This window comes from Heyndrickxia ginsengihumi (assembly GCF_011008565.1).
Classification (GTDB): Bacteria; Bacillota; Bacilli; order Bacillales; family Bacillaceae_C; genus Weizmannia; species Weizmannia ginsengihumi.
In genome coordinates, this window is the sequence record NZ_JAAIWK010000010.1 from 1 (window position 1) to 18,847 (window position 18,847).

The 18,847-nt window shown below is 36.2% G+C and carries 17 protein-coding genes and 2 riboswitches; of the genes, 4 read left to right on the forward strand and 13 right to left on the reverse strand.

Features of this window, described 5'->3' with window-relative positions; all coding sequences use genetic code 11:
- Positions 1-391 precede the first annotated feature (391 nt).
- Positions 392-625: a hypothetical protein gene (locus tag G4D61_RS07790; RefSeq protein WP_025730244.1), complete on the forward strand. Its 234-nt coding sequence runs from the start codon at positions 392-394 to the stop codon at positions 623-625.
- Positions 626-1,255: 630 nt separating this feature from the next.
- Here the strand turns inward: G4D61_RS07790 and G4D61_RS07795 are convergent.
- From G4D61_RS07795 to G4D61_RS07810, 4 genes are all read right to left on the reverse strand, one after another.
- Positions 1,256-1,918 (reverse strand): methionine ABC transporter permease, encoded by a 663-nt coding sequence (locus G4D61_RS07795; RefSeq protein WP_025730242.1) that lies wholly within the window; start codon positions 1,916-1,918, stop codon positions 1,256-1,258.
- Positions 1,915-2,931, reverse strand: a complete 1,017-nt coding sequence (locus G4D61_RS07800) for a methionine ABC transporter ATP-binding protein (protein WP_025730240.1) — start codon at positions 2,929-2,931, stop codon at positions 1,915-1,917. Before G4D61_RS07800 ends, G4D61_RS07795 begins: the two co-directional genes overlap by 4 nt.
- Before the next feature lie 15 nt (positions 2,932-2,946).
- Positions 2,947-3,762, reverse strand: a complete 816-nt coding sequence (locus G4D61_RS07805; RefSeq protein WP_025730238.1) for a MetQ/NlpA family ABC transporter substrate-binding protein — start codon at positions 3,760-3,762, stop codon at positions 2,947-2,949.
- Positions 3,763-3,908: 146 nt separating this feature from the next.
- Positions 3,909-4,018: riboswitch (SAM riboswitch) on the reverse strand.
- A gap of 280 nt (positions 4,019-4,298) precedes the next feature.
- Positions 4,299-5,627 (reverse strand): polysaccharide biosynthesis protein, encoded by a 1,329-nt coding sequence (locus G4D61_RS07810; protein WP_025730236.1) that lies wholly within the window; start codon positions 5,625-5,627, stop codon positions 4,299-4,301.
- A 216-nt stretch (positions 5,628-5,843) separates the two neighbouring features.
- Between G4D61_RS07810 and G4D61_RS07815 the strand changes: the two genes are divergently transcribed.
- Positions 5,844-6,554, forward strand: coding sequence for an AAC(3) family N-acetyltransferase (locus G4D61_RS07815; protein WP_035354286.1), 711 nt, complete (start codon positions 5,844-5,846; stop codon positions 6,552-6,554).
- A gap of 358 nt (positions 6,555-6,912) precedes the next feature.
- Here G4D61_RS07815 and G4D61_RS07820 read toward each other — a convergent pair whose 3' ends face one another.
- Complete coding sequence (locus G4D61_RS07820; protein ID WP_052137853.1) at positions 6,913-7,806, reverse strand: SDR family oxidoreductase; 894 nt, start codon at positions 7,804-7,806, stop codon at positions 6,913-6,915.
- A gap of 157 nt (positions 7,807-7,963) precedes the next feature.
- Positions 7,964-8,434 carry a low molecular weight protein-tyrosine-phosphatase gene (locus tag G4D61_RS07825; protein WP_025730232.1) on the reverse strand — a complete coding sequence of 157 codons (471 nt, stop codon included), beginning with the start codon at positions 8,432-8,434 and terminating at the stop codon, positions 7,964-7,966.
- 160 nt (positions 8,435-8,594) lie between these two features.
- Between G4D61_RS07825 and G4D61_RS07830 the strand changes: the two genes are divergently transcribed.
- Positions 8,595-9,173: a biotin transporter BioY gene (locus tag G4D61_RS07830; RefSeq protein ID WP_025730230.1), complete on the forward strand. Its 579-nt coding sequence runs from the start codon at positions 8,595-8,597 to the stop codon at positions 9,171-9,173.
- Here G4D61_RS07830 and map read toward each other — a convergent pair.
- Positions 9,154-9,897, reverse strand: coding sequence for a type I methionyl aminopeptidase (map, locus tag G4D61_RS07835; protein ID WP_035354283.1), 744 nt, complete (start codon positions 9,895-9,897; stop codon positions 9,154-9,156). The two genes, G4D61_RS07830 and map, sit on opposite strands and share 20 nt — an antisense overlap.
- 214 nt (positions 9,898-10,111) lie before the next feature.
- Between map and G4D61_RS07840 the strand changes: the two genes are divergently transcribed.
- A complete protein-coding gene (locus G4D61_RS07840; protein WP_025730226.1) occupies positions 10,112-10,564 on the forward strand; it encodes a C40 family peptidase in 453 nt (150 codons plus the stop codon).
- Between the two features lie 122 nt (positions 10,565-10,686).
- On the opposite strand, the gene G4D61_RS07845 is transcribed toward G4D61_RS07840, so the two are convergent.
- The 6 genes from G4D61_RS07845 to G4D61_RS07870 all read right to left on the reverse strand — a co-directional run bounded on the left by G4D61_RS07845 (position 10,687) and on the right by G4D61_RS07870 (position 18,845).
- Positions 10,687-11,778, reverse strand: a complete 1,092-nt coding sequence (locus tag G4D61_RS07845) for an iron-containing alcohol dehydrogenase family protein (protein WP_371316497.1) — start codon at positions 11,776-11,778, stop codon at positions 10,687-10,689.
- 85 nt (positions 11,779-11,863) lie between these two features.
- Positions 11,864-11,971: riboswitch (SAM riboswitch) on the reverse strand.
- A gap of 108 nt (positions 11,972-12,079) precedes the next feature.
- Entirely contained in the window at positions 12,080-13,228 is a 1,149-nt protein-coding gene (locus G4D61_RS07850) for a DEAD/DEAH box helicase (protein WP_035354435.1), read from the reverse strand.
- An 89-nt stretch (positions 13,229-13,317) separates the two neighbouring features.
- The gene (gene helD, locus G4D61_RS07855; protein WP_081979065.1) at positions 13,318-15,615 is read right to left on the reverse strand and encodes an RNA polymerase recycling motor HelD; all 2,298 of its coding nucleotides are present in this window, start codon (positions 15,613-15,615) and stop codon (positions 13,318-13,320) included.
- Positions 15,616-15,721: 106 nt separating this feature from the next.
- Positions 15,722-16,660, reverse strand: coding sequence for a magnesium transporter CorA family protein (locus tag G4D61_RS07860; RefSeq protein WP_025730220.1), 939 nt, complete (start codon positions 16,658-16,660; stop codon positions 15,722-15,724).
- Positions 16,661-17,055: 395 nt separating this feature from the next.
- A complete protein-coding gene (locus tag G4D61_RS07865; RefSeq protein WP_035354438.1) occupies positions 17,056-18,084 on the reverse strand; it encodes a ThiF family adenylyltransferase in 1,029 nt (342 codons plus the stop codon).
- The gene (locus tag G4D61_RS07870) at positions 18,081-18,845 is read right to left on the reverse strand and encodes a thiazole synthase (RefSeq protein WP_035354439.1); all 765 of its coding nucleotides are present in this window, start codon (positions 18,843-18,845) and stop codon (positions 18,081-18,083) included. The genes G4D61_RS07865 and G4D61_RS07870 overlap by 4 nt, the downstream gene beginning before the upstream one ends.
- Positions 18,846-18,847: the final 2 nt, after the last annotated feature.

Sequence of the window (18,847 nt, forward strand, 5' to 3'; positions counted from 1 at the left end):
AAAAAGGCAGTTTGTTGTCTGAACTAGAACAACAAACTGCCTTTTTTCTGCCTTTGCTAAATCAATTTATATAAAAACGTAAGATTTTCAGTGGCCTCGATTTTATTCGATGGGGGTGTTCTTTATAAAATAAATATTAATGAGAAAGCAAGCTTTGCTGAACCATCTCTATCCAGCATAGAACAAAGACTGTCGCTATACACTAAACGTCAATTCCCCACCTAATCCTTATGTCAAACGTCCCTGTAAACATTGATTAAAGCAACGTTAATTGCTGAGAAAATCTTAAGCACCTTAAAATTTCGCTCTACAACTGTCACTGCACAATGCCATAATGCCGTTTCTTTTAATAATTGTAAAAATATGATGGTATAAAGTGAGGTGATAATCAATGCTTGAAATTTACAATGTAGCCATCATTCCATTAATTATTGGGATTGTTGAGCTATTTAAAATGTTTGGCCTACCTAATAAATATTCTCCAATTCTTTCTGTTATCCTTGGACTTATATTTGGAATCGTCTATGTTTCAGATTCAATAAAAGAGGGGATTATTGTTGGGCTAATGCTTGGTCTATCGGCAACCGGATTATATAGTGGCAGCAAAAATATGATCAAAAAATGAATGGGACCACATTTAATTGTTAAGGAAGCATATATAAATAAATTTTAATATTTAAGTCTATAAAAATGGATGATTGAAAAAAGCCATGATTTCATTAGGTAAGAGAATTACAAGACAAGCAATGGAAGCTATGTAATTTAACAAACTTCTAAACTGCCATTATAAGATAGATCTAAGGGATGATTAGATTAACCAACATCACACTACTGAATAGGACAAACACTAGGATGAAATTGGAGGATTTCATCTATTTATCATTATATCTAAAGTCTTCATGGAGCTTTTTTTCAAGATCCATTTTTTTATTTTTATTGATATTTTTTAAAGCCATTTTTTCTACAAAACTATTTTCGTATGCTTTGTTGTTTTTTAACAGGAAAGGAGTGGATTTCCGCTTTAGGATGCTCGCTTTCAGCGGGCGGATGCTGAGCCTCTTCGGCGCTGCACGTTTCCGGTGTTTCGCCTATTTCTCTTTTTCCGCAACACACCTTCCGCTCTTATTCACTTCTTATTGAACCGGTTCAGTCATAATCTCTCATTGAAAACGATCGTCTTTTAGAAGATGCCTTAATCAAAAAAGGCCTGTAGATTGTTTATAAAAATAATCTACAAGCCAAGTTTTCTCTTCATTTAATCTTTGCGTAGTTTGCGAGATACTATATTACCAATTGATTGAATGCCTTGAACCATAATAATCAGTATAATAATTGTGGTATACATTACATCTGGCTGGAATCTTAAGTGTCCGAATTGATATGCAATATCCCCAAGTCCTCCAGCACCGACCAGTCCAGCCATCGCTGTCGCACCAATTAGACCAATTGTCGCAATTGTTAATCCTAAAACGATGGAGGCTCTTGCTTCACGAACAATCACGTACCAAATGATCTTAGAAGTTGAAATTCCCATTGATTGATATGCCTCTACAACCCCTTTATCGACCTCAAGTAAGGCAGATTCCATTAACCTAGCAATATATGGAGCTGTATATACAACTAAAGGTACAATTACACCTTGGACACCGATTGTCGTCCCCATCACAAGCTTTGTGAACGGCAAAATAAAAAATAGCAAAATAATAAATGGAATAGATCTAATTACATTAATTACTGTATTTAAGATCATGAATACAACTTTATTTTCAGCCTCTCCGCCCTTCCTTGTTAATACGAGTAAAATCCCAAGCGGAAGTCCAATAATAATCGCAACAATTAATGAAATTGAGGTCATCTTAAGGGTATCAAGAAATGCTTGCCAAATCGTGTCTCCCCATTCATTTAGAAATGAACTCATAGCCGGTTCACCTCTTCAACAATAATATTTTCTGCTTGCAAGTAGGCAATTGCCTTCAATGTCTCATTAGGGTCGCCTTTAAGATGAACAAGTAGGTTCCCGATTGATTGATCTTTTAAATCGTCTATACCACCTGCAAGAATACTTGGTAAAATATCAAATTTTCTCGTAATTGCTGCTAAAAATGGATCTTTTGATGATTCTCCCAAAAATGTTAGTGCAACAAGTCTGCCTGTTTTCTCAAGTTCTTCCCGTATATGTTCAGGTACTTGGAAAACAGCTTTATTTCTCACAAAGCTTCTTGTCCTTGGATGCTGTGGTTTTGAAAATACATCTACTACCCGTCCCTGTTCAACAATGGCCCCAGCTTCCATCACAGCAACACGGTCACAAATTTTTTGAATGACATCAAGCTCATGGGTAATGAGAAAAATAGTGATCCCAAGCTCTTTATTAATTTTCAATAATAGATCCAAAATTTGCTCAGTCGTTGTTGGATCAAGTGCACTTGTTGCTTCATCACTTAAAAGCACCTCTGGTTCATGTGCCAAAGCACGCGCGATCGCAACACGTTGCCTTTGACCGCCAGATAATTCACTTGGATACGATTTTGCTTTATCCTCTAAACCAACAATCTTTAAGTATTTTTTTACTCGGCGATCTATTTCAGGCGCTGGAACTCCTTCTAATCGAAGAGGAATTGCAATATTTTTGTAAACTGTCGCAGTTTTTAATAAATTATAATGTTGGAATACCATTCCAATTTTTCTTCGGACAGTTTGTAACTCCTTCTTCTTTAGATTCAAAATATCGACACCATCAATTAAAACTCTTCCACTGCTAGGTCTTTCTAGTAAATTTACACAACGAATCAATGTACTTTTGCCAGCGCCACTGAATCCAATGACACCGAATATTTCACCTTTTTGAATCTCAATTGAAACATCCTTCAATGCTTCTACTTTTTTCTTTCCTTGTTGAAAGGTCTTTGATACATGTTCTAGGCTGATCATCCTTTAGGAACCTCCTTACCAAGCAGGTACAACTGAACCCCCAAATTGCTTTTTAATATATTTCTTAATCGTATCTGAATGGTAATATTTTTCAATTTTCTTAACTACTTCGTCATTTTTGTTACTTGTTCTAACAACAAAATAGTTTGGATATGGGTTATTTTTAATTGGTTCATGATAAATTGCATCTTTATTAATTGTGAGACCAGCCCCCATAGCAAAGTTCGTATTAATAGCAGCGGCCGTTACTTCATCAAGCTGTGATGGTAGAGACTCTGCGTTCAATTCCTCAACTTTTAAGTTTAATTTATTTTCAACAATGTCCTTTTTCGTTGCGTATTCACCGATGCCTTTTTTCAGCTTGATCACACCGGCCCGTTCGAATAATTTTAATGCACGTAATTCGTTAGCTGGGTCATTTGGTACGGCAATCGAATCACCTTTTTTCAAATCTTTAAGATTTTTAATTTTATCCGAGTAAACCCCCATTGGGAATACAACCGTTTTGAATACTTGCGTAATTTTATATCCCTTGTCTTTTTTCTGTGTGTTCAAAAATGTTAATGTTTGATAGCTATTTGCATCAAGACTGCCTTCACTTAATGCCGTGTTTGGGGTGTTGTAATCATTAAAGACCTTTAACTTAATAGTAAGTCCATCTTTTTTGGCCAATTTTGCTACTTCCCGCATAATTTGTTCGTGAGGGCCTCCTGTTACCCCAACAGTTATTTCCTTCGTGCTTAATGTTTTATCGTTCTTTCCACATGCTGATAGAGCAAATAACAGAATAATTGCAATTGCTACCGATAAAAATTTGAATGATTTTTTCATACTAGCCTCTCCCTTTTATCATATTTCAAAAATAATCTGCCTTTTTTAGACTAGCTTTCTCTTATTCAGATGAATTTCCCCTAATCATCCTTTATGCTAATCAAAAAACCGCTTCTCCATAGAGAAGCGGTTTATAAGCACTACTTCTCTTATCTTTCAAAACCAATCGGTTTTGTAGGAATTAGCACCTGAACCTTCTATAAGGTTTGGTTGCTGGGCTTCATAGGGCCTGTCCCTCCACCACTCTTGATAAGATTTAAATTCCAATTATTTTCAATATATGTAAAATATATATCACATTGTCGTTTTTTGCAATATATAATTAAATAAAATTTTTCAGACATATAGAAACACCATCCACCAAAAAAGCTTCACAGTTTAGAAATCACAGTAGCCCTATCTCTACGTAAGAAGAGCAGCAGCATGGCCCTTTTTCGTTTGATAGCTAAGTTTCAACTCATAACAAGGACCACACCTACTAAAAAATGGTACTCTCGTAACCATATAGAAATTAATAACAATATTATTCAGCAGTTTTAAAAAGTATGTTTTACAGAATTCCGCAATACGAGGGAAATTTCAATTTTTTTACATATGGTTAAATAATGCATTAACATCAACAATAGCGCACCAGTATTCATTGCGATAATGATTCCAGCCATTTGATATTCAGGGTTCGTACCAAGAAAATACATCATCAAATAAGTAACGATTGTCGACCAAATAAAATGGGCAAAAGCATCGCGGATAAGTCCAAGCCCAATTAAAAAGGCCTGCATTGGAATCACAAAAAAGTGGAATAAAAAATATGGCCAAAGTAGTTGTAAGTAAATAGCAGCAACCATTGAATGGAAAAACAAATTTGTGAGCGGTTCGGCAAAAACATATATGCAGATGACAGCTGGAACACCATATAAAAAAGTTACAAGCATAACTTTTTGCAATAGCTTTTGTAGTTTTAAACCATCTTGTTTGGAATAAGCTTCAGAAACTGTTGGGATTAATACGGTTGATAAGGAATGGGCAATAAAAGCAGGAAAAAAGCCAATTGTAAATGCAACGCCAGCCATCAGTCCAAAGTGTTCATTAGCCATCGTCTCCGTCATTCCAGATTTTACAACTGCTGCCTTAATTAAAAAGGGTTCTATAGCATTCGTAATTGAGAGAAATACACGCATACTTGTTGTTGGTAAAGAAACAGCTAGAAGATTTTTGCGCACAGATTGTCCACTGACATAAGCACGTTCCTTTTTACTAATAAATTTCATTTGCAAAACAAACATATGAAGTAAATAGAGAAGAACAATAAAATCACTGCCGACAATTGTACATAGGGCGACTAGAATAGAAACTTCTAAACTAAAATGGAACCATTGATAAAGGAAAACGAGTAAAAGGAGTTGAACAATTTTTCGAAGAAAGTTTGCTGTTGCGATTTTCCCCATTTGCTGAATGCCCATAAAATATCCCCTTGCAATTGAAGAAAAAGCAATAATGGGAATTAAAATAATGACTAACCCTCTTATAAAAGGATGATAGTGTTTAAAAATAGGAATAAACGGAAGTAATACTACACAGAACGCCATAAAAAAGATTGTAAATAGAACTGTAAGACGAATAACGTGCTGCAGCATGCTTTGATGATATTTTTCATCCTTTTCAGCAATAAATTTAGATATTGAAACTGGCAGTTCCATACTAGCAATCACGATTACTAAAACAATTATTGGCAAAATAGACATATATAAGCCCATGCCGTGCTCTCCCAGTTCTTTTGCTAATACCATATTCGTTAAAAATTCTATACACTCACCTAAAAATGCTACTCCCATAAGCAAACATACACTTTTGAAAAAAATACCCATGCTGTCTCCCCTTATCACGAAAACTTGTTCATAATAAAGGATATGAGACAAGTCTGTAGAATATTATTCTGGAAAATACTTAATCAAAGATATTTCCTACGAAAACATAAGTGGAGAACTAATAATGAGTGAACAAAATGTGATCAATAAGAAAAAAATATTAGTAACAAAAAAAAATTAAAAGAAGATTTTCATTCACTAGGTTTAGAACCTGGGATGACGATCATTGTGCACTCCTCGCTCAGTTCAATTGGCTGGGTATGCGGACAAGAAATTGCAGTGGTTCAAGCATTAATGGAAGTCATTTCACCTAAAGGAACGATCATCATGCCAGCACAAACAACCAACAACTCTGATCCTGCTACATGGGAAAATCCCCCTGTTCCTGAAGAATGGTGGGAGACTATTCGTCAAGCGATGCCTGCGTTTGATCCAAACATAACGCCAACATATGGAATGGGGAGAATTGCAGAGGCATTTCGAAAATTTCCTGGAACGAAGCGAAGCAATCACCCAGCTGTTTCATTTTCAGCTTGGGGTAAGCATGCTTCCTTTATCACTAACAACCATGCACTTCATTATCCATTTGGAGACCAGTCTCCACTTGCACGAATCTATGAATTAAATGGGTATATTTTACTGTTAGGAGTTGACTATAGTCGAAACACATCCATGCATTTAGCAGAGTTTCTCTCAAAATCTAAGAAAGAAGTAACGCAGCATTGTGCATTACTTCAAGATGGGAAAAGAACTTGGGGGGAGTTTAAAACGCTCGAAGACCATGCGGATATATTTAACAAAATTGGAAAAACATATGAAAAAACATATACTGTTCAAAATGGCCTTATTGGCGCTGCTCCTTCTAAATTAATAAAACAACGATCATTAATTGATTTTACTACCCAATATTTAGATGAGCATATATGAAAAAATAGATGAGCGGAAGTGAACTGGTTGCTTCCGCTTTAAATGATACATATATAAGAGGCTGAGACAAAACTCAAAAGTGGTTAGCTAAAGACGAACATTGCACAAATCAGCTCCGGAAATAGACGTAGACTCCTGTGGGAGAATAGGCATCGGTGAGACCCCACAGTGCAAAGCGAAGTATATTTCCGGAGCGGCATTAGATCGCAATATTCTGATTTTCTTTAGTTAATATACTTTTGTCCCAGTCTCATAAAGGCTGATGCTCGCTTTTTTCACAGAGGTCTCACATCCTTCTGCTCCAATCAACCATTGCTTCACATAAATCCTATATAAGTACACTTACACTGTCTGTTACTTATGAACCAACAATCGATCCACCATTAACATGAATGATTTGCCCGGTCACATAACTTGAATCACTAGAAGCGAGATAGACATAGGCCGGAGCCAATTCATAAGGCTGGCCAGCACGTTTCATTGGCGCATCTAATCCAAATGTTTCTACTTGCTTAGCACTAAAACTTGAAGGAATTAAAGGTGTCCATATCGGTCCTGGCGCCACAGCATTTACTCTTATACCTTTGCTCACTAAATTTGCAGATAATGAACGCGTAAAAGCAACAATTGCTCCTTTTGTAGCGGAATAATCAATTAAATCTTTATTTCCTCTAAAAGCAACAATCGAAGCAGTATTAATTATAGAACTCCCCTGTTTTAAATATGGAAGTGCTGCCTTCGTCATATAAAAAAAGCTATAAATATTATTTTTAAAAGTCAAATCCCACTGCTCGTTTGTAATATCCAACAAGCTCTTCTGCACAAACTGCATGGCATTATTATTAACGAGAATATCAAGTTTTCCAAAAGTATCAATCGTTTCCTTAACTACTTTGCGACAATGGCTAGGTTCTTTTAAATCACCAACGATCAATAGACATCTTTGCCCTAAATCTTCAATTCTTTGTCTTGTACGTTCGGCATCTTCATTCTCATAATCAGAATAATATGGTATGACGACATCAGCACCTTCTTTAGCGAAGGCAATAGCCGTTGCTGCACCAATTCCGCTATCTCCCCCTGATACAATCGCAACCTTATTATTTAATTTTCCTGAACCTTTGTAGGATAAGTCTTCAATAACTGGCCGAGGATGCATTAACTTTTCAATACCTGGTTGCTTAGACTGATGTTGCGGCGGGAAGGACGTTTTCCGTTTTGGCGCCCGTTGAAGCTGTGGCTCATTATAAATAGGCTGTGGTGGGAGATATGGATAGTAATTTGATGGTTGTTGTTGCCAATACAAAAAGATCACCTCTTTTACTAGGCTAAGTTTTCCATTTAGTCTATTCGAAAAAGGAAAAATGGTGATTAACCTAGTAGAGGTGTATCGTAATCCAATCATTACTTTAAAAACTATGTTCTTTTTTAATTTTCTCTAATAGGGCATGGCAACCAGAATAGACAAGCTTATACACTTCCTCGAAATTGCCTGTATAGTACGGATCTGGAACATTACTCATTTCATTATCATCAACTAAATCCAGCAAGCGGACAATCTTCGAGCTTGTTTTGTCAGTTGCGAGTGTCCTTACATCATGAAGATTTTGTTCATCCATCACAATGATATAGTCATAGTTTTCGAGATCATTAGCAGCAAGTTGGCGTGCTATTAAGCCATTCGTACGAATATGATATTTTTCTAAAATGGTCAGTGTTCCGTGGTGCGGCCGCTCCCCAACATGCCATCTGCCTGTCCCTGCAGAATCAACCTTAATCGCCTCTGATAATCCTTCGTTTTCAACCATATGGCGAAAAACAGCCTCTGCCATTGGCGATCGGCAAATATTCCCTAGACATACAAATAAAACGTTAATCATGTCTTACTCCCCTCTTATTTATGTCAACTTATTTCAAAATTAAGTTGACATAAAGATATCTCTTTTTTATTCTAGAATAGAGTACATATTTTAATATTCATTGCAATCAACAATAAAAAATTGATCTTAAACATGCTCAAAAAAGATAGGAGGAACCTAAATGAATCGTAAATTACGCACTATCGAAATATGCTACGCCGGGATTTTTGTTGCTTTAATGGCCATTGGTGCAAATATCACTTCCATCGTACCTTTTATGGTTATAGGCGGTGTCCCAATTACTTTACAAACTTTTTTTGCACTTTTATCAGGTGCCATGCTTGGGAGCAGACTTGGTACTATTTCAATGATTGCTTATGCATTCATCGGTTTAGTAGGTGCTCCCGTTTTCGCACAATTTGGTAGTGGAATTCGCACCGTTTTGAGCCCAACATTTGGCTTTATTTTAAGCTATATTTTAATTGCCTATGTCATCGGAAAAATGATTGAAAAAAATCAAAGTTTTGTTTCCTATATATTAGCAGCCATTATCGGCCTTGTATTAAATTATATTATCGGAACAAACTGGATGTATGCAGCTTATAAATTATGGGCGCAAGCCCCAGATGCTTTTAGCTATCGCCTTGTTTGGCTATGGATGGTTATTCCGTTACCAAAAGATATTATATTATCGATATTAGCAGGTTTTATCGCCCATAGAATAAGACGCGTTACCCCTGCTATCGCGTTAAAACAATAGGCTTATTTTTCGTAACAATGACGGTATGTTCAACTTGTGCTACTAAGCTTCCATCAGGTGTTTTAAATGTCCAGCCATCATCCATTTCTTCTACTTCTTCCGCACCTGTAGAAACAAAAGGCTCAAAAGCAATGACCATACCGTCTTTTAATAGTGCTGTATCTGTCGGATCATAATAATTTAAAATGTATTCAGGATTCTCATGAAGTGCCTTTCCAACTCCGTGTCCCGTCAGATTTAGCAGTACATTAAATCCGCTACTATACACTTCTTTTTCTACAGCTCTCCCAATTTGATTTTGTTTTGTGCCCGCCTTGATTTTCGCAAGTCCCTTTTCAAATGCTCTTTCCGCACATTGGCAAAGCTCTGTTAGCATCGGATCCCCCTTTCCAACTACAAAGGAAATTCCTGTATCTGCATAGTACCCATTTAACGAACCAGAGACGTCGACATTCACTAAATCCCCTTCATGTAAAACTTTATCACTTGGAATTCCGTGAGCAACCTCATCATTAACACTAATACAAGTATATCCTGGAAAATTATACTCACCTTTAGGACCAGAAATAGCCCCATGTTCCTTGAATCTCTTTCCCGCAAGCTCATCTAATTCTTTCGTCGTGATTCCCGGTATTGCTTTTTCCTTTAATTCATCACGGATAGCAGCTACGAGCTTTCCTATTTTCTTTAGTCCTTCTATATCTTGCTCTGTTTTTACGATCATTGCAAATCGATCCTTTCAACCCATATTTATATATGTGTTTATTATATATATAAACAAGCTTATCACCAAACTTGCTTTTGAAATTTGTCGAAATCTATGTATTTTTTGTCTAACATGTAATATTTTTGTAATTTTATTTAACCTCTATGTAAACAAAATTCCGACGATTTTCTGCTATATTTATGTTACTAGATTCAAAGATCGGGGTGCAAGTATGAAACATCTTATTTCTATATGTATTATTCTTCTTATTAGTGTTGGATCTTTATTGCCAACAAACCCAGTTGAGGCTGCGTACTCTCCTACTAAAGTTGTAAATACAGCAAAGCACTATATTGGTACTCCTTATAGGTGGGGCGGAACGACGCCAAAGGGCTTTGATTGTTCAGGCTTTGTAGGATATACCTTTAAAAAAGTGGGAAAAAATCTACCTAGAACAGCCGCAGCTATGTATAAAAAGGGGAAACATATTAGCAAATCTAAATTAAAAACAGGTGATTTAGTTTTCTTCCACACATCTTCTTCATATAAGAAAACAGCGTCACACGTAGCTATATACATAGGGCATAATAAGGTGATCCATTCAGTTTCACAAGGCGTCAAAATTGATAGTCTTAATAATGTTTATTGGAAAAAGAAATATATAGGGGCAAGAAGGATCAACTAGCCCTTATTTAATAATAAAGGAGCTGTCTTTTATCGGACAGTTCCTTTTAATTTATTAATATTCCTTTCGAAGCAACAACCCCTCATCGAATAATAGATTCGATAGGGTGCGTCTACACTTCTTTAAACTAATACTGTAAATTCTTCCAAACGTTTAATTGCATTTAATAGCTTTTCAGCTGAAACATTCTCCCCAATTAAATGAATCGTCTCTTCCGGTTTAACAGCAGCCTCAATCACTTTCTGTAATTTGGAACTATCTGCTAAACTTAAATGGAGAGCAGCAAGATTATATGGAAGTCCTAACGCTTTATAGAAATTCAATAAATGTTTAATTTCATCCCAATTTTCTTCTAGAGCAAGCTGCACGAGAATCCCATACGCCACTTTCTCTCCATGCAATAAATGGTGTGTATCCGGTACTTGAGTTAGACCGTTGTGAATTGCATGGGCACCAGATACTCGACCATATTCGTCCCCAAAACCGCCAACCATACCACCAGCCATAAAAACCGTTTCAATTACTTTCACTAGCTCATATGACAATTCTCCACGCTTTAAGTCTTCCACTGCTTTTATACTGTTCTGTATTAAAACATCTTTGCAAGTTTTAGCTGCATAATAAGCAATCTCTACTGAAAGCGGAATCTCTTCTAGCTTTCTAATAATTACGTCTGCTTCATACCATTTCGCTAATGTATCTGCTATACCCGCAGTAAAATATTGAAGTGGCGAATCTAATATAATTCTTGGCTCCACCAATACAATATTCGTATTGGTTTTATGATATTTATAATATAAAAATTGTCCTTCATCATTATAATAAACTGTTAATGGTGTCCATGGTGCACAATTTGATGCTAATGTCGGAATTAGGATTGTCGGAACTTTAGCTTCATCACCTACGGCCTTTGTCAAATCTAATACTTTACCGCCACCGATCCCAATAACAGCTTCGAAACTTGATTGCTTAATAACATTTGTTAAACGTTCGATCTCTGACAATGAACATTCGCCGCTATATAATTCATCATGAACAAATGTCTCATTGAACGAAGGCAAATAATCTTTAGCCGCCTCCAATGATTTTTCACCATGAATCATTAAAGTTTTTACGATACCCCTTTCTTTCAATAATGGTTCTAGCTGATTAAGAACTCCCTCCTGGCATTGATAGTATTGAGGGGCTGCTCTGACAATTAATTCTTTTTCCAAGATCCTCATCCTTCTTTCTTTTATTATTAAATACAAAGAAACGCCTCTTTCAAACTGAAAGAAGCGTCATTGATTCATTATAGCCGACTTATCTTTCAGAATAACAGAACATTCTGCAGGAAGTGGCACCGTTCCAAATTTGGAGGTTGCCGGACGTCATAGGGCCTGATCCCTCAGTCACTCGAGATAAGTTATTATTAAATTATTAATTTCAATTACTATCAAATAATACAAATAATTCTATATTCTGTCAAGGTGCCTGACCCCTTTTGTGCTGTAGTGCAGAAAAGCAATCGGTATATTACCGATTGCTTTTCTCAACATCTACAATATTTCCTCTAACAAATTGTTTTTTCTTTAGTTCAAGTTTTCTTTCTCTAGCATATTTTTTCAATTGGCTTTCTTCCCTTGGTGTAACAATCGACACAACCTTACCATTATGTGTGCCAAGACGCCCTGTTCTCCCTGAGCGATGAATATATTGGGAAATTGAATCCGCCAAATCAAAGTGAACGACATGAGTAATATTAGGAATGTGCAAGCCGCGTGCTGCAACATCTGTCGCTAATAATAATGACACCTCACCATTTTGGAACAAACGAATTGCCTTTTCACGCTCGGCCTTATTTAAATCACGATATAAAGCACTAACAGAGATTCCTTTATACTTTAATTTTTCCACAAGCACTGATAAATCCCAGCGTCCATTTAAAAATACAAGTGCGTGAATCCCCTCGATGCGCGAAAGTTTCCGCAAGACTTCAATTTTATCACGGGCATCACTGACAAAATAAATATGTTCTACAGGTTCTAATGCCTTCTCTTCCTTAATCAAAACCAATTCAGGCTCATTCATTATTTCTCGTGCTTTTTGAATAGTCGCTTCATTTAATGTTGCTGAAAATAATAACAGCTGCCGTTCTCTCTTCGTCGTTTTTATAATTTGAAAAACTGTATCGCTATGTTCAGGCAGAAGAAGCTGATCTCCTTCGTCTAGAACAATGGTCTTTACTTCATGCATTTTCATTTTCTTCTGCTTAATTAATTCAAGCATGCGGCCAGGGGTTCCGACAACAATTTGCGGGTGCTTTTTCAATTTTTCTACTTGTCGTTTTACATTTGCCCCGCCAATAAATGAGGCACTTTGAATTCCGCTGCTTGCTGCCCATGCTTGAATTTCTGTTAAGATTTGCATAGCGAGCTCTTTTGATGGTGCTAAAATCACTGCCTGAATTTGTTTTACCTCAACATTGATTTGTTGAAGCAATGGTAACAAATAAGCAAGTGTTTTCCCGGTCCCTGTTGGCGATTCTACTATGACATCTTTTCCTTCCAAAATCTTTGAAAATGTTCTTTCCTGCACAGATGATAGCTGTTCAAACCCGGACTTTTGCCATGCCGTTTGTAAAAATGGCTTTAATGCTGGTAAAACTGTATTTAACTCCGTCATATTGATCTCCTAACGTCATAACTTACAAATTTCTTTGTCTTCAAGTAATCATACACTAAAAAATGGCCAAATGACAATGCGCCTTAACTTTATGTAATGTGGATATATTGTGGATCAATTTTATCTAACAAGAAGGCTGAAAGGTTTGGACCAAAAAGTATGAGCCTGTGAAGCGGCCTCGTCATAGAAACATATAATAATTTAATATCCAGCTCCTCCATTTGGTAAACTTCATCAATTGCATATAAAATAACAGCGTCAAATTCCAAACCTTTTGCGAGATGGGAACTGACAACAACTACATTGTTACTATTAATTTCTTCATTTTCTTTTAATAGTTGAACATGAATATCTGAATATTGTTGAAAGAGCTTAGCGATCTTCTTGCATTCTTTATTCGTCTTCCCAATAACTGCAACAGTCTTCATACCTTCTTTATAGAAGGCAGCAATCATTTTTGAAATGGTTTGAATATCATTCTTTTTTGTATTGGTCATAAAAAAGCTTGGTTTTGGACTGTGGCGTACGACAGGTTCAACAACTGGAAGATTCATGTTTAATAGTTGCTGTACTTGATTGGCTAACTGCATAATCTCTATTGTTGTCCGATAACTCTTTTGTAATGTTTTAAAGCTTGCTCTTGTAAAAATTTGCTCCTGAACGATATGCCAATCTTTAATCCCACGGTAAGAATGGATGCCTTGTGCCAAATCGCCCACAATTGTAAACATATCTGTCTCAAGTACTGTTTTTAAAGCTTCTAATTGAAAATAGCTATAATCTTGCGCTTCATCTATCACAACATTTTTAACACGAAGCTCTTTATCAATCCCGAAAATTTTCCCCTGCATGTATAATAGTGCCGCTAAGTCTTCGAGTTCATACGTTTTTTTCTCGTATAAATGTTGCTGATACTGACAGAAGAAATGAATATCTTCATCCTTTATAACTCCCTTTGCATAGCGGGTAAATAATGCTTCATTCGTAACAAGCTGATGATAATAGTAAAAAACATCGTGTTTTGGCAATTGCTTTATATAAGAAGTGACAGCTGTACGTAATTGTTTCTGAATTTGGGCTAATCCTTCTTGTTTTTTATCTAACACTTTAGAAATATATTGCTTTCTTTTTTCGGGATCACCTTTGTGAGCAAGGCCTTTATCTAATTTTTGATCATAAAAAGAAGTGATTTTTTCAATCATTGCTTTCTTCTTAAATCTAACATGATTTTGCAATACACGTTTAATTTTATCGATTCTTTGATAATACGGAAGATACTTATATTCATGAACCATTAAATAACGTAATTTTTTAGCCGAATAAAGTTTAAAATGGGCAACATAAAAATCTTCTTTTGGCAGCAATGTTTTTAAAATATCTTGTAAATAATTGTCTAGGATGTCTCGAAATTGTAGAGAGCCTTTGAACTCCGAAATCATTTTCGCACGTTCTGGATTCTCTAGTTCATGATGGATGAAGGAGATTAACTTATCTTCAGGATGTGTCATTTTGATATTTTTTTTAATACATGCTTTTACATAATCGATAAAAGTCGTTTGTAAAATATTTTCTACTCCTAATTCTGGGAGTACCTCAGAAATATAGTCAATAAATAGGCGGTTTGGCGCTAAAATCATTAACTGCTCAGGGCGGAAATGTTCAGCATACGTATAAATAAAATAAGACAGTCTATGAAGAGCAATCGTTGTCTTACCGCTTCCGGCTGCTCCTTGTACAATAATCGGACGATTTAAATCTGCACGGATAATTTCATTTTGTTCTTCTTGTATTGTCGCGACAATTTCTGATAAACGATTATTTGAGCTTTCTGAGAGGGATAACTGGAGGAGTTCATCATTTGTTGTTAAATCTATATCGCGAATTTCTTTCAAATCGCCATCTTCAATTATGTATTGACGTTTTAATGATAAAAATCCATCATATTGTTCGCCTTCTGCTTCATAAGAAACATCACCTAAACGACCATCATAATATAAATTCGCCACCGGGGAACGCCAATCAACAACAATTGGTTGCTGTGTTTCCTTATCGAACAGGGAAAGCTTCCCAATATACAATCTTTCTTCTTGATTTGTCTCATTTCGCAAAAAATCAATACGAGCAAAATAAGGCTTGTTCGCGAATTTTTTTAACTTCTTCACTTCATCAATCGTTCTTCTTAGTAAATTGGCATTCGTAAGCATACTCATATAGCTTAAACTACTATCATTTAATTCCATTCCCTCTAACTGCTCACGCAAATTTTCTTTGAAGGATGCCTCATCTGACTCAGATGCTTGAATAACAATATCGATGTACTTTTTTGTAAACGCTAATCTCTCAGCTTCTTCGTTAAAATTGGGATGCCCTATTTCTTCTGACAACACTGCTCTCCTCCTTTTTCATGCTAAAGCATGAAAGGGGTCAGGCCCCTTTTAAAAAAGGGATTATTTCGAAATGGGTGATTTCGAAATAATCCCTCCGTTTTATTTTTCAAAAATACTTCTTCTTCCAAAAGATATAGGCTGTTACGACTGATAGAACAACTGCGATTGCGAGCGGAATAACGAAGGCATGTGCTGTATGTTGATATGGAATTGGTACATTCATTCCAAAAAAGCTTGCGACCATCGTAGGTAATGACAAAATAATCGTACAAGTTGTTAAAAATTTCATTACACCATTCACATTATTTGAAATGACTGAAGCATAGGCATCCATCATGCCACTTAAAATATTGCTGTGCACCTCACACATTTCAATCGCCTGTTTCACTTCAATCATGACATCTTCAAGAAGATCGACATCATCTTCATAAATTTTCAAAAAATGTTGTCTTGTCATCTTTTCCATGACAATTTTATTTGCCTTCAATGAAGTTGTAAAATAAACAAGTGTTTTTTCTAAGCTTAACAGTTCAAAGAGTTCCTTATTTCGCATAGATTCATGAAGCTCACGTTCAATTAAGCTTGTTTTTCGATCAATATATTTTAAATAATTTAAATAATAGCTTGCAATTTCATATAGAATTTGTAAAGTGAATCGCGTCTTCATAAACGAATAAAAGCCGCGAACACGGTGATGAATAAATTTACCAATAATCGGATTGTCTTGAAGACATACTGTAATAAAATAGAAAGGCGTTATAATGATGCCCAATGGAATTGTATCATAAATTGCAGACTCCATATCCTCCTGAACTTTAACTGGTATACCGACGATAATCAGAATATCATCGTCTTCTTTTTCAATCCGTGAACGTTCATCAACATCCAGTGGATCTTTCACAAAGTCAATCGGAATATTTGTTGCTTCTACAATTTGATTAATTTCTTCTTCTGTTGGATTCACCAAGTTAATCCAGCAGCCTTTTGCCAATACATCCGTTTCTTTTAGTTTGCCGCTTTCGTCGGTTAAATACATATTTAACATGCAGCCACCTCCCCATTTTCTAGAGGAAGAACATGCATACTTTGCTCTCTTGAGATTGATAACCTAAAGAATAGACTGAGGTCAGTATGAAGACTCCCTCTTGCTTTTGTAACATAATCGACCTCGAATGTGCGTCTGGATCCATAAGTTATCATCTCCTTTTTCTGTTAATGTGCATTCGCCATTATATTTTAACAACTATTACATTATAGCACAATAAAATATTCATAAGTATGCTCTATTGTGACGATTGCTTTTAAAATTTATCGATCACAGACTTGCTGCTTAAAGTTTTTTAAAAGAAAGGCCTTATTTTCTTTTACCCTAAATAAAATATAAACAATCACAAAAAGAGCAATTCCAAAGAAAAATTATCAAGAATTGCTCTTTTTACTTCAACTTAAATAGCGATGATAAATGTTTTTTGCTTCAATAACATTTTTTGTTCCATGAATCAATGCTCGTCCATCTTGAAATAGTACAAACCGAATGTTTCCATCCTCGTAGGCCAATAAAAAATCATTCGTCATTGTTTTACCAGGTAACGTTTTAAAACGATCTGACAATTGCTTAAAATCAGGTCTCCACCTTTTTCCAGGCCGGATTTGCACAGTATCACGACCGCAAAGCACAGTTGTTTTTGCGATATTTTCCTGTTGCAAATATGGATAAGTACGATCACTTCCGCATGAAGGGCAATGTATATCATGCAAAACAGAAGGATCGATACTCGAAGTTTGATTTTTCCAAAGGTCAAAAGATAATAGTCTATTCCGGCAAGCTTCTGTTTGTTCAGTTAAAATTTTTAATGCCTCTATTACTTGATGGCTCGTCACCTGAGTTACGACAGGCATAATGACTCCTACAGTATCACATGTCGGCATAGCTTCTAACGATATATATTTTGCTAAACAGTTTAAACACGGCGTTTTCCCAGGAATGACCGTATATGTAACTCCATACGCTCCAACGCATGCCCCATAAATCAGTGGAATATTGTATTTAACCGCTGCATCATTCATCATAAATCTTGTTTCAAAATTATCTGTTGCATCAATTAGCAAATCGCTCTCTTTAGCAAGCTGTTCCAATTCGTTTGCCCCAGCATCCTGAATATATGACTTTATTTCTACACTTGAATTAATCTCTTGTAATCGTTTTTGGGCAGCTACAGCTTTTGGTGTCTTATTAATTACATCCTTTTCAGTAAATAGCTGTTGACGGTGCAAGTTTGTTAGTTCTACATAATCTCTATCCACTAAGTTCATTCGCCCTACACCAGCTCTTGCAAGCATTTCAGCAGAACTGGAGCCAAGAGCACCGAGGCCTACAACTGTTACTGTTTTTGTACTTATTTTCTGTTGACCAGACTCCCCAATACGATCAAAGAGGATTTGCTTGCTATAGCGCTCCTCTACCGTCATACAATGGAACCCTCTAACGGACTAGAGGCAATGCCATAATTTTTTCTTTCAATTCTGCCTGCTTCATATGATAACCGCCCCGCTTGAATGCCATATCGCATTGCTTCTGCCATTTTTACAGGATCTTTAGCGCCAGAAACTGCGCTATTCAGCAATACAGCATCTGCACCAAGCTCCATTGCAAATGCCGCATCTTTAGCACTGCCGATACCCGCATCGACAATAACTGGAATGCTTGATTGCTCAATAATAAAACTTAGATTAAGAGGATTTACAATCCCCTGGCCAGAACCAATTGGAGATGCCCCTGGCATAATGGCATGAGCCCCAAGTTCTTCTAATTTTTTCGCTAAAACAACATCATCTGACGTATAAGGAAGGACGATAAAACCTTCACTTAGAAGCATTTCTGTAGCTTTTAATGTTTCAACTGGATCAGGAAGTAATGTCCTTTCATCGCCAATCACTTCTACTTTAATCATATCGCACAGCCCGCTTGCTTTTGCTAGGCGTGCAATGCGGACTGCTTCCTCAGCATTTTTTGCTCCAGCTGTATTTGGCAGCAATGTGTACGCAGAAGCCTCTAATTTTTCTAGAAAATTCGGCTGGCTTGGTTCAAAAATATTCATTCTCCGCACTGCAAATGTTAAAATCTCTGTTCCTGATACTTGGACAGCTTCCTTTTGGACGTCAAAATTTGTAAATTTACCTGTTCCTAACAATAATCTTGATTCAAATTGCTTATTTGCAATTTTCCACATCT

Bases quoted from the DNA above. Each gene is read 5' to 3' on its own strand.
- G4D61_RS07870 (WP_035354439.1), bottom strand. From the start codon at position 18,845: ATGTGGAAAATTGCAAATAAGCAATTTGAATCAAGATTATTGTTAGGA.
- G4D61_RS07825 (WP_025730232.1), bottom strand. From the start codon at position 8,434: ATGATTAACGTTTTATTTGTATGTCTAGGGAATATTTGCCGATCGCCA.
- G4D61_RS07800 (WP_025730240.1), bottom strand. From the start codon at position 2,931: ATGATCAGCCTAGAACATGTATCAAAGACCTTTCAACAAGGAAAGAAA.
- G4D61_RS07840 (WP_025730226.1), top strand. From the start codon at position 10,112: ATGAAACATCTTATTTCTATATGTATTATTCTTCTTATTAGTGTTGGA.
- G4D61_RS07795 (WP_025730242.1), bottom strand. From the start codon at position 1,918: ATGAGTTCATTTCTAAATGAATGGGGAGACACGATTTGGCAAGCATTT.
- G4D61_RS07830 (WP_025730230.1), top strand. From the start codon at position 8,595: ATGAATCGTAAATTACGCACTATCGAAATATGCTACGCCGGGATTTTT.
- G4D61_RS07790 (WP_025730244.1), top strand. From the start codon at position 392: ATGCTTGAAATTTACAATGTAGCCATCATTCCATTAATTATTGGGATT.
- G4D61_RS07865 (WP_035354438.1), bottom strand. From the start codon at position 18,084: ATGACGGTAGAGGAGCGCTATAGCAAGCAAATCCTCTTTGATCGTATT.
- G4D61_RS07850 (WP_035354435.1), bottom strand. From the start codon at position 13,228: ATGACGGAGTTAAATACAGTTTTACCAGCATTAAAGCCATTTTTACAA.
- map (WP_035354283.1), bottom strand. From the start codon at position 9,897: ATGATCGTAAAAACAGAGCAAGATATAGAAGGACTAAAGAAAATAGGA.
- G4D61_RS07810 (WP_025730236.1), bottom strand. From the start codon at position 5,627: ATGGGTATTTTTTTCAAAAGTGTATGTTTGCTTATGGGAGTAGCATTT.
- G4D61_RS07860 (WP_025730220.1), bottom strand. From the start codon at position 16,660: ATGTTAAATATGTATTTAACCGACGAAAGCGGCAAACTAAAAGAAACG.
- G4D61_RS07815 (WP_035354286.1), top strand. From the start codon at position 5,844: ATGACGATCATTGTGCACTCCTCGCTCAGTTCAATTGGCTGGGTATGC.
- G4D61_RS07805 (WP_025730238.1), bottom strand. From the start codon at position 3,762: ATGAAAAAATCATTCAAATTTTTATCGGTAGCAATTGCAATTATTCTG.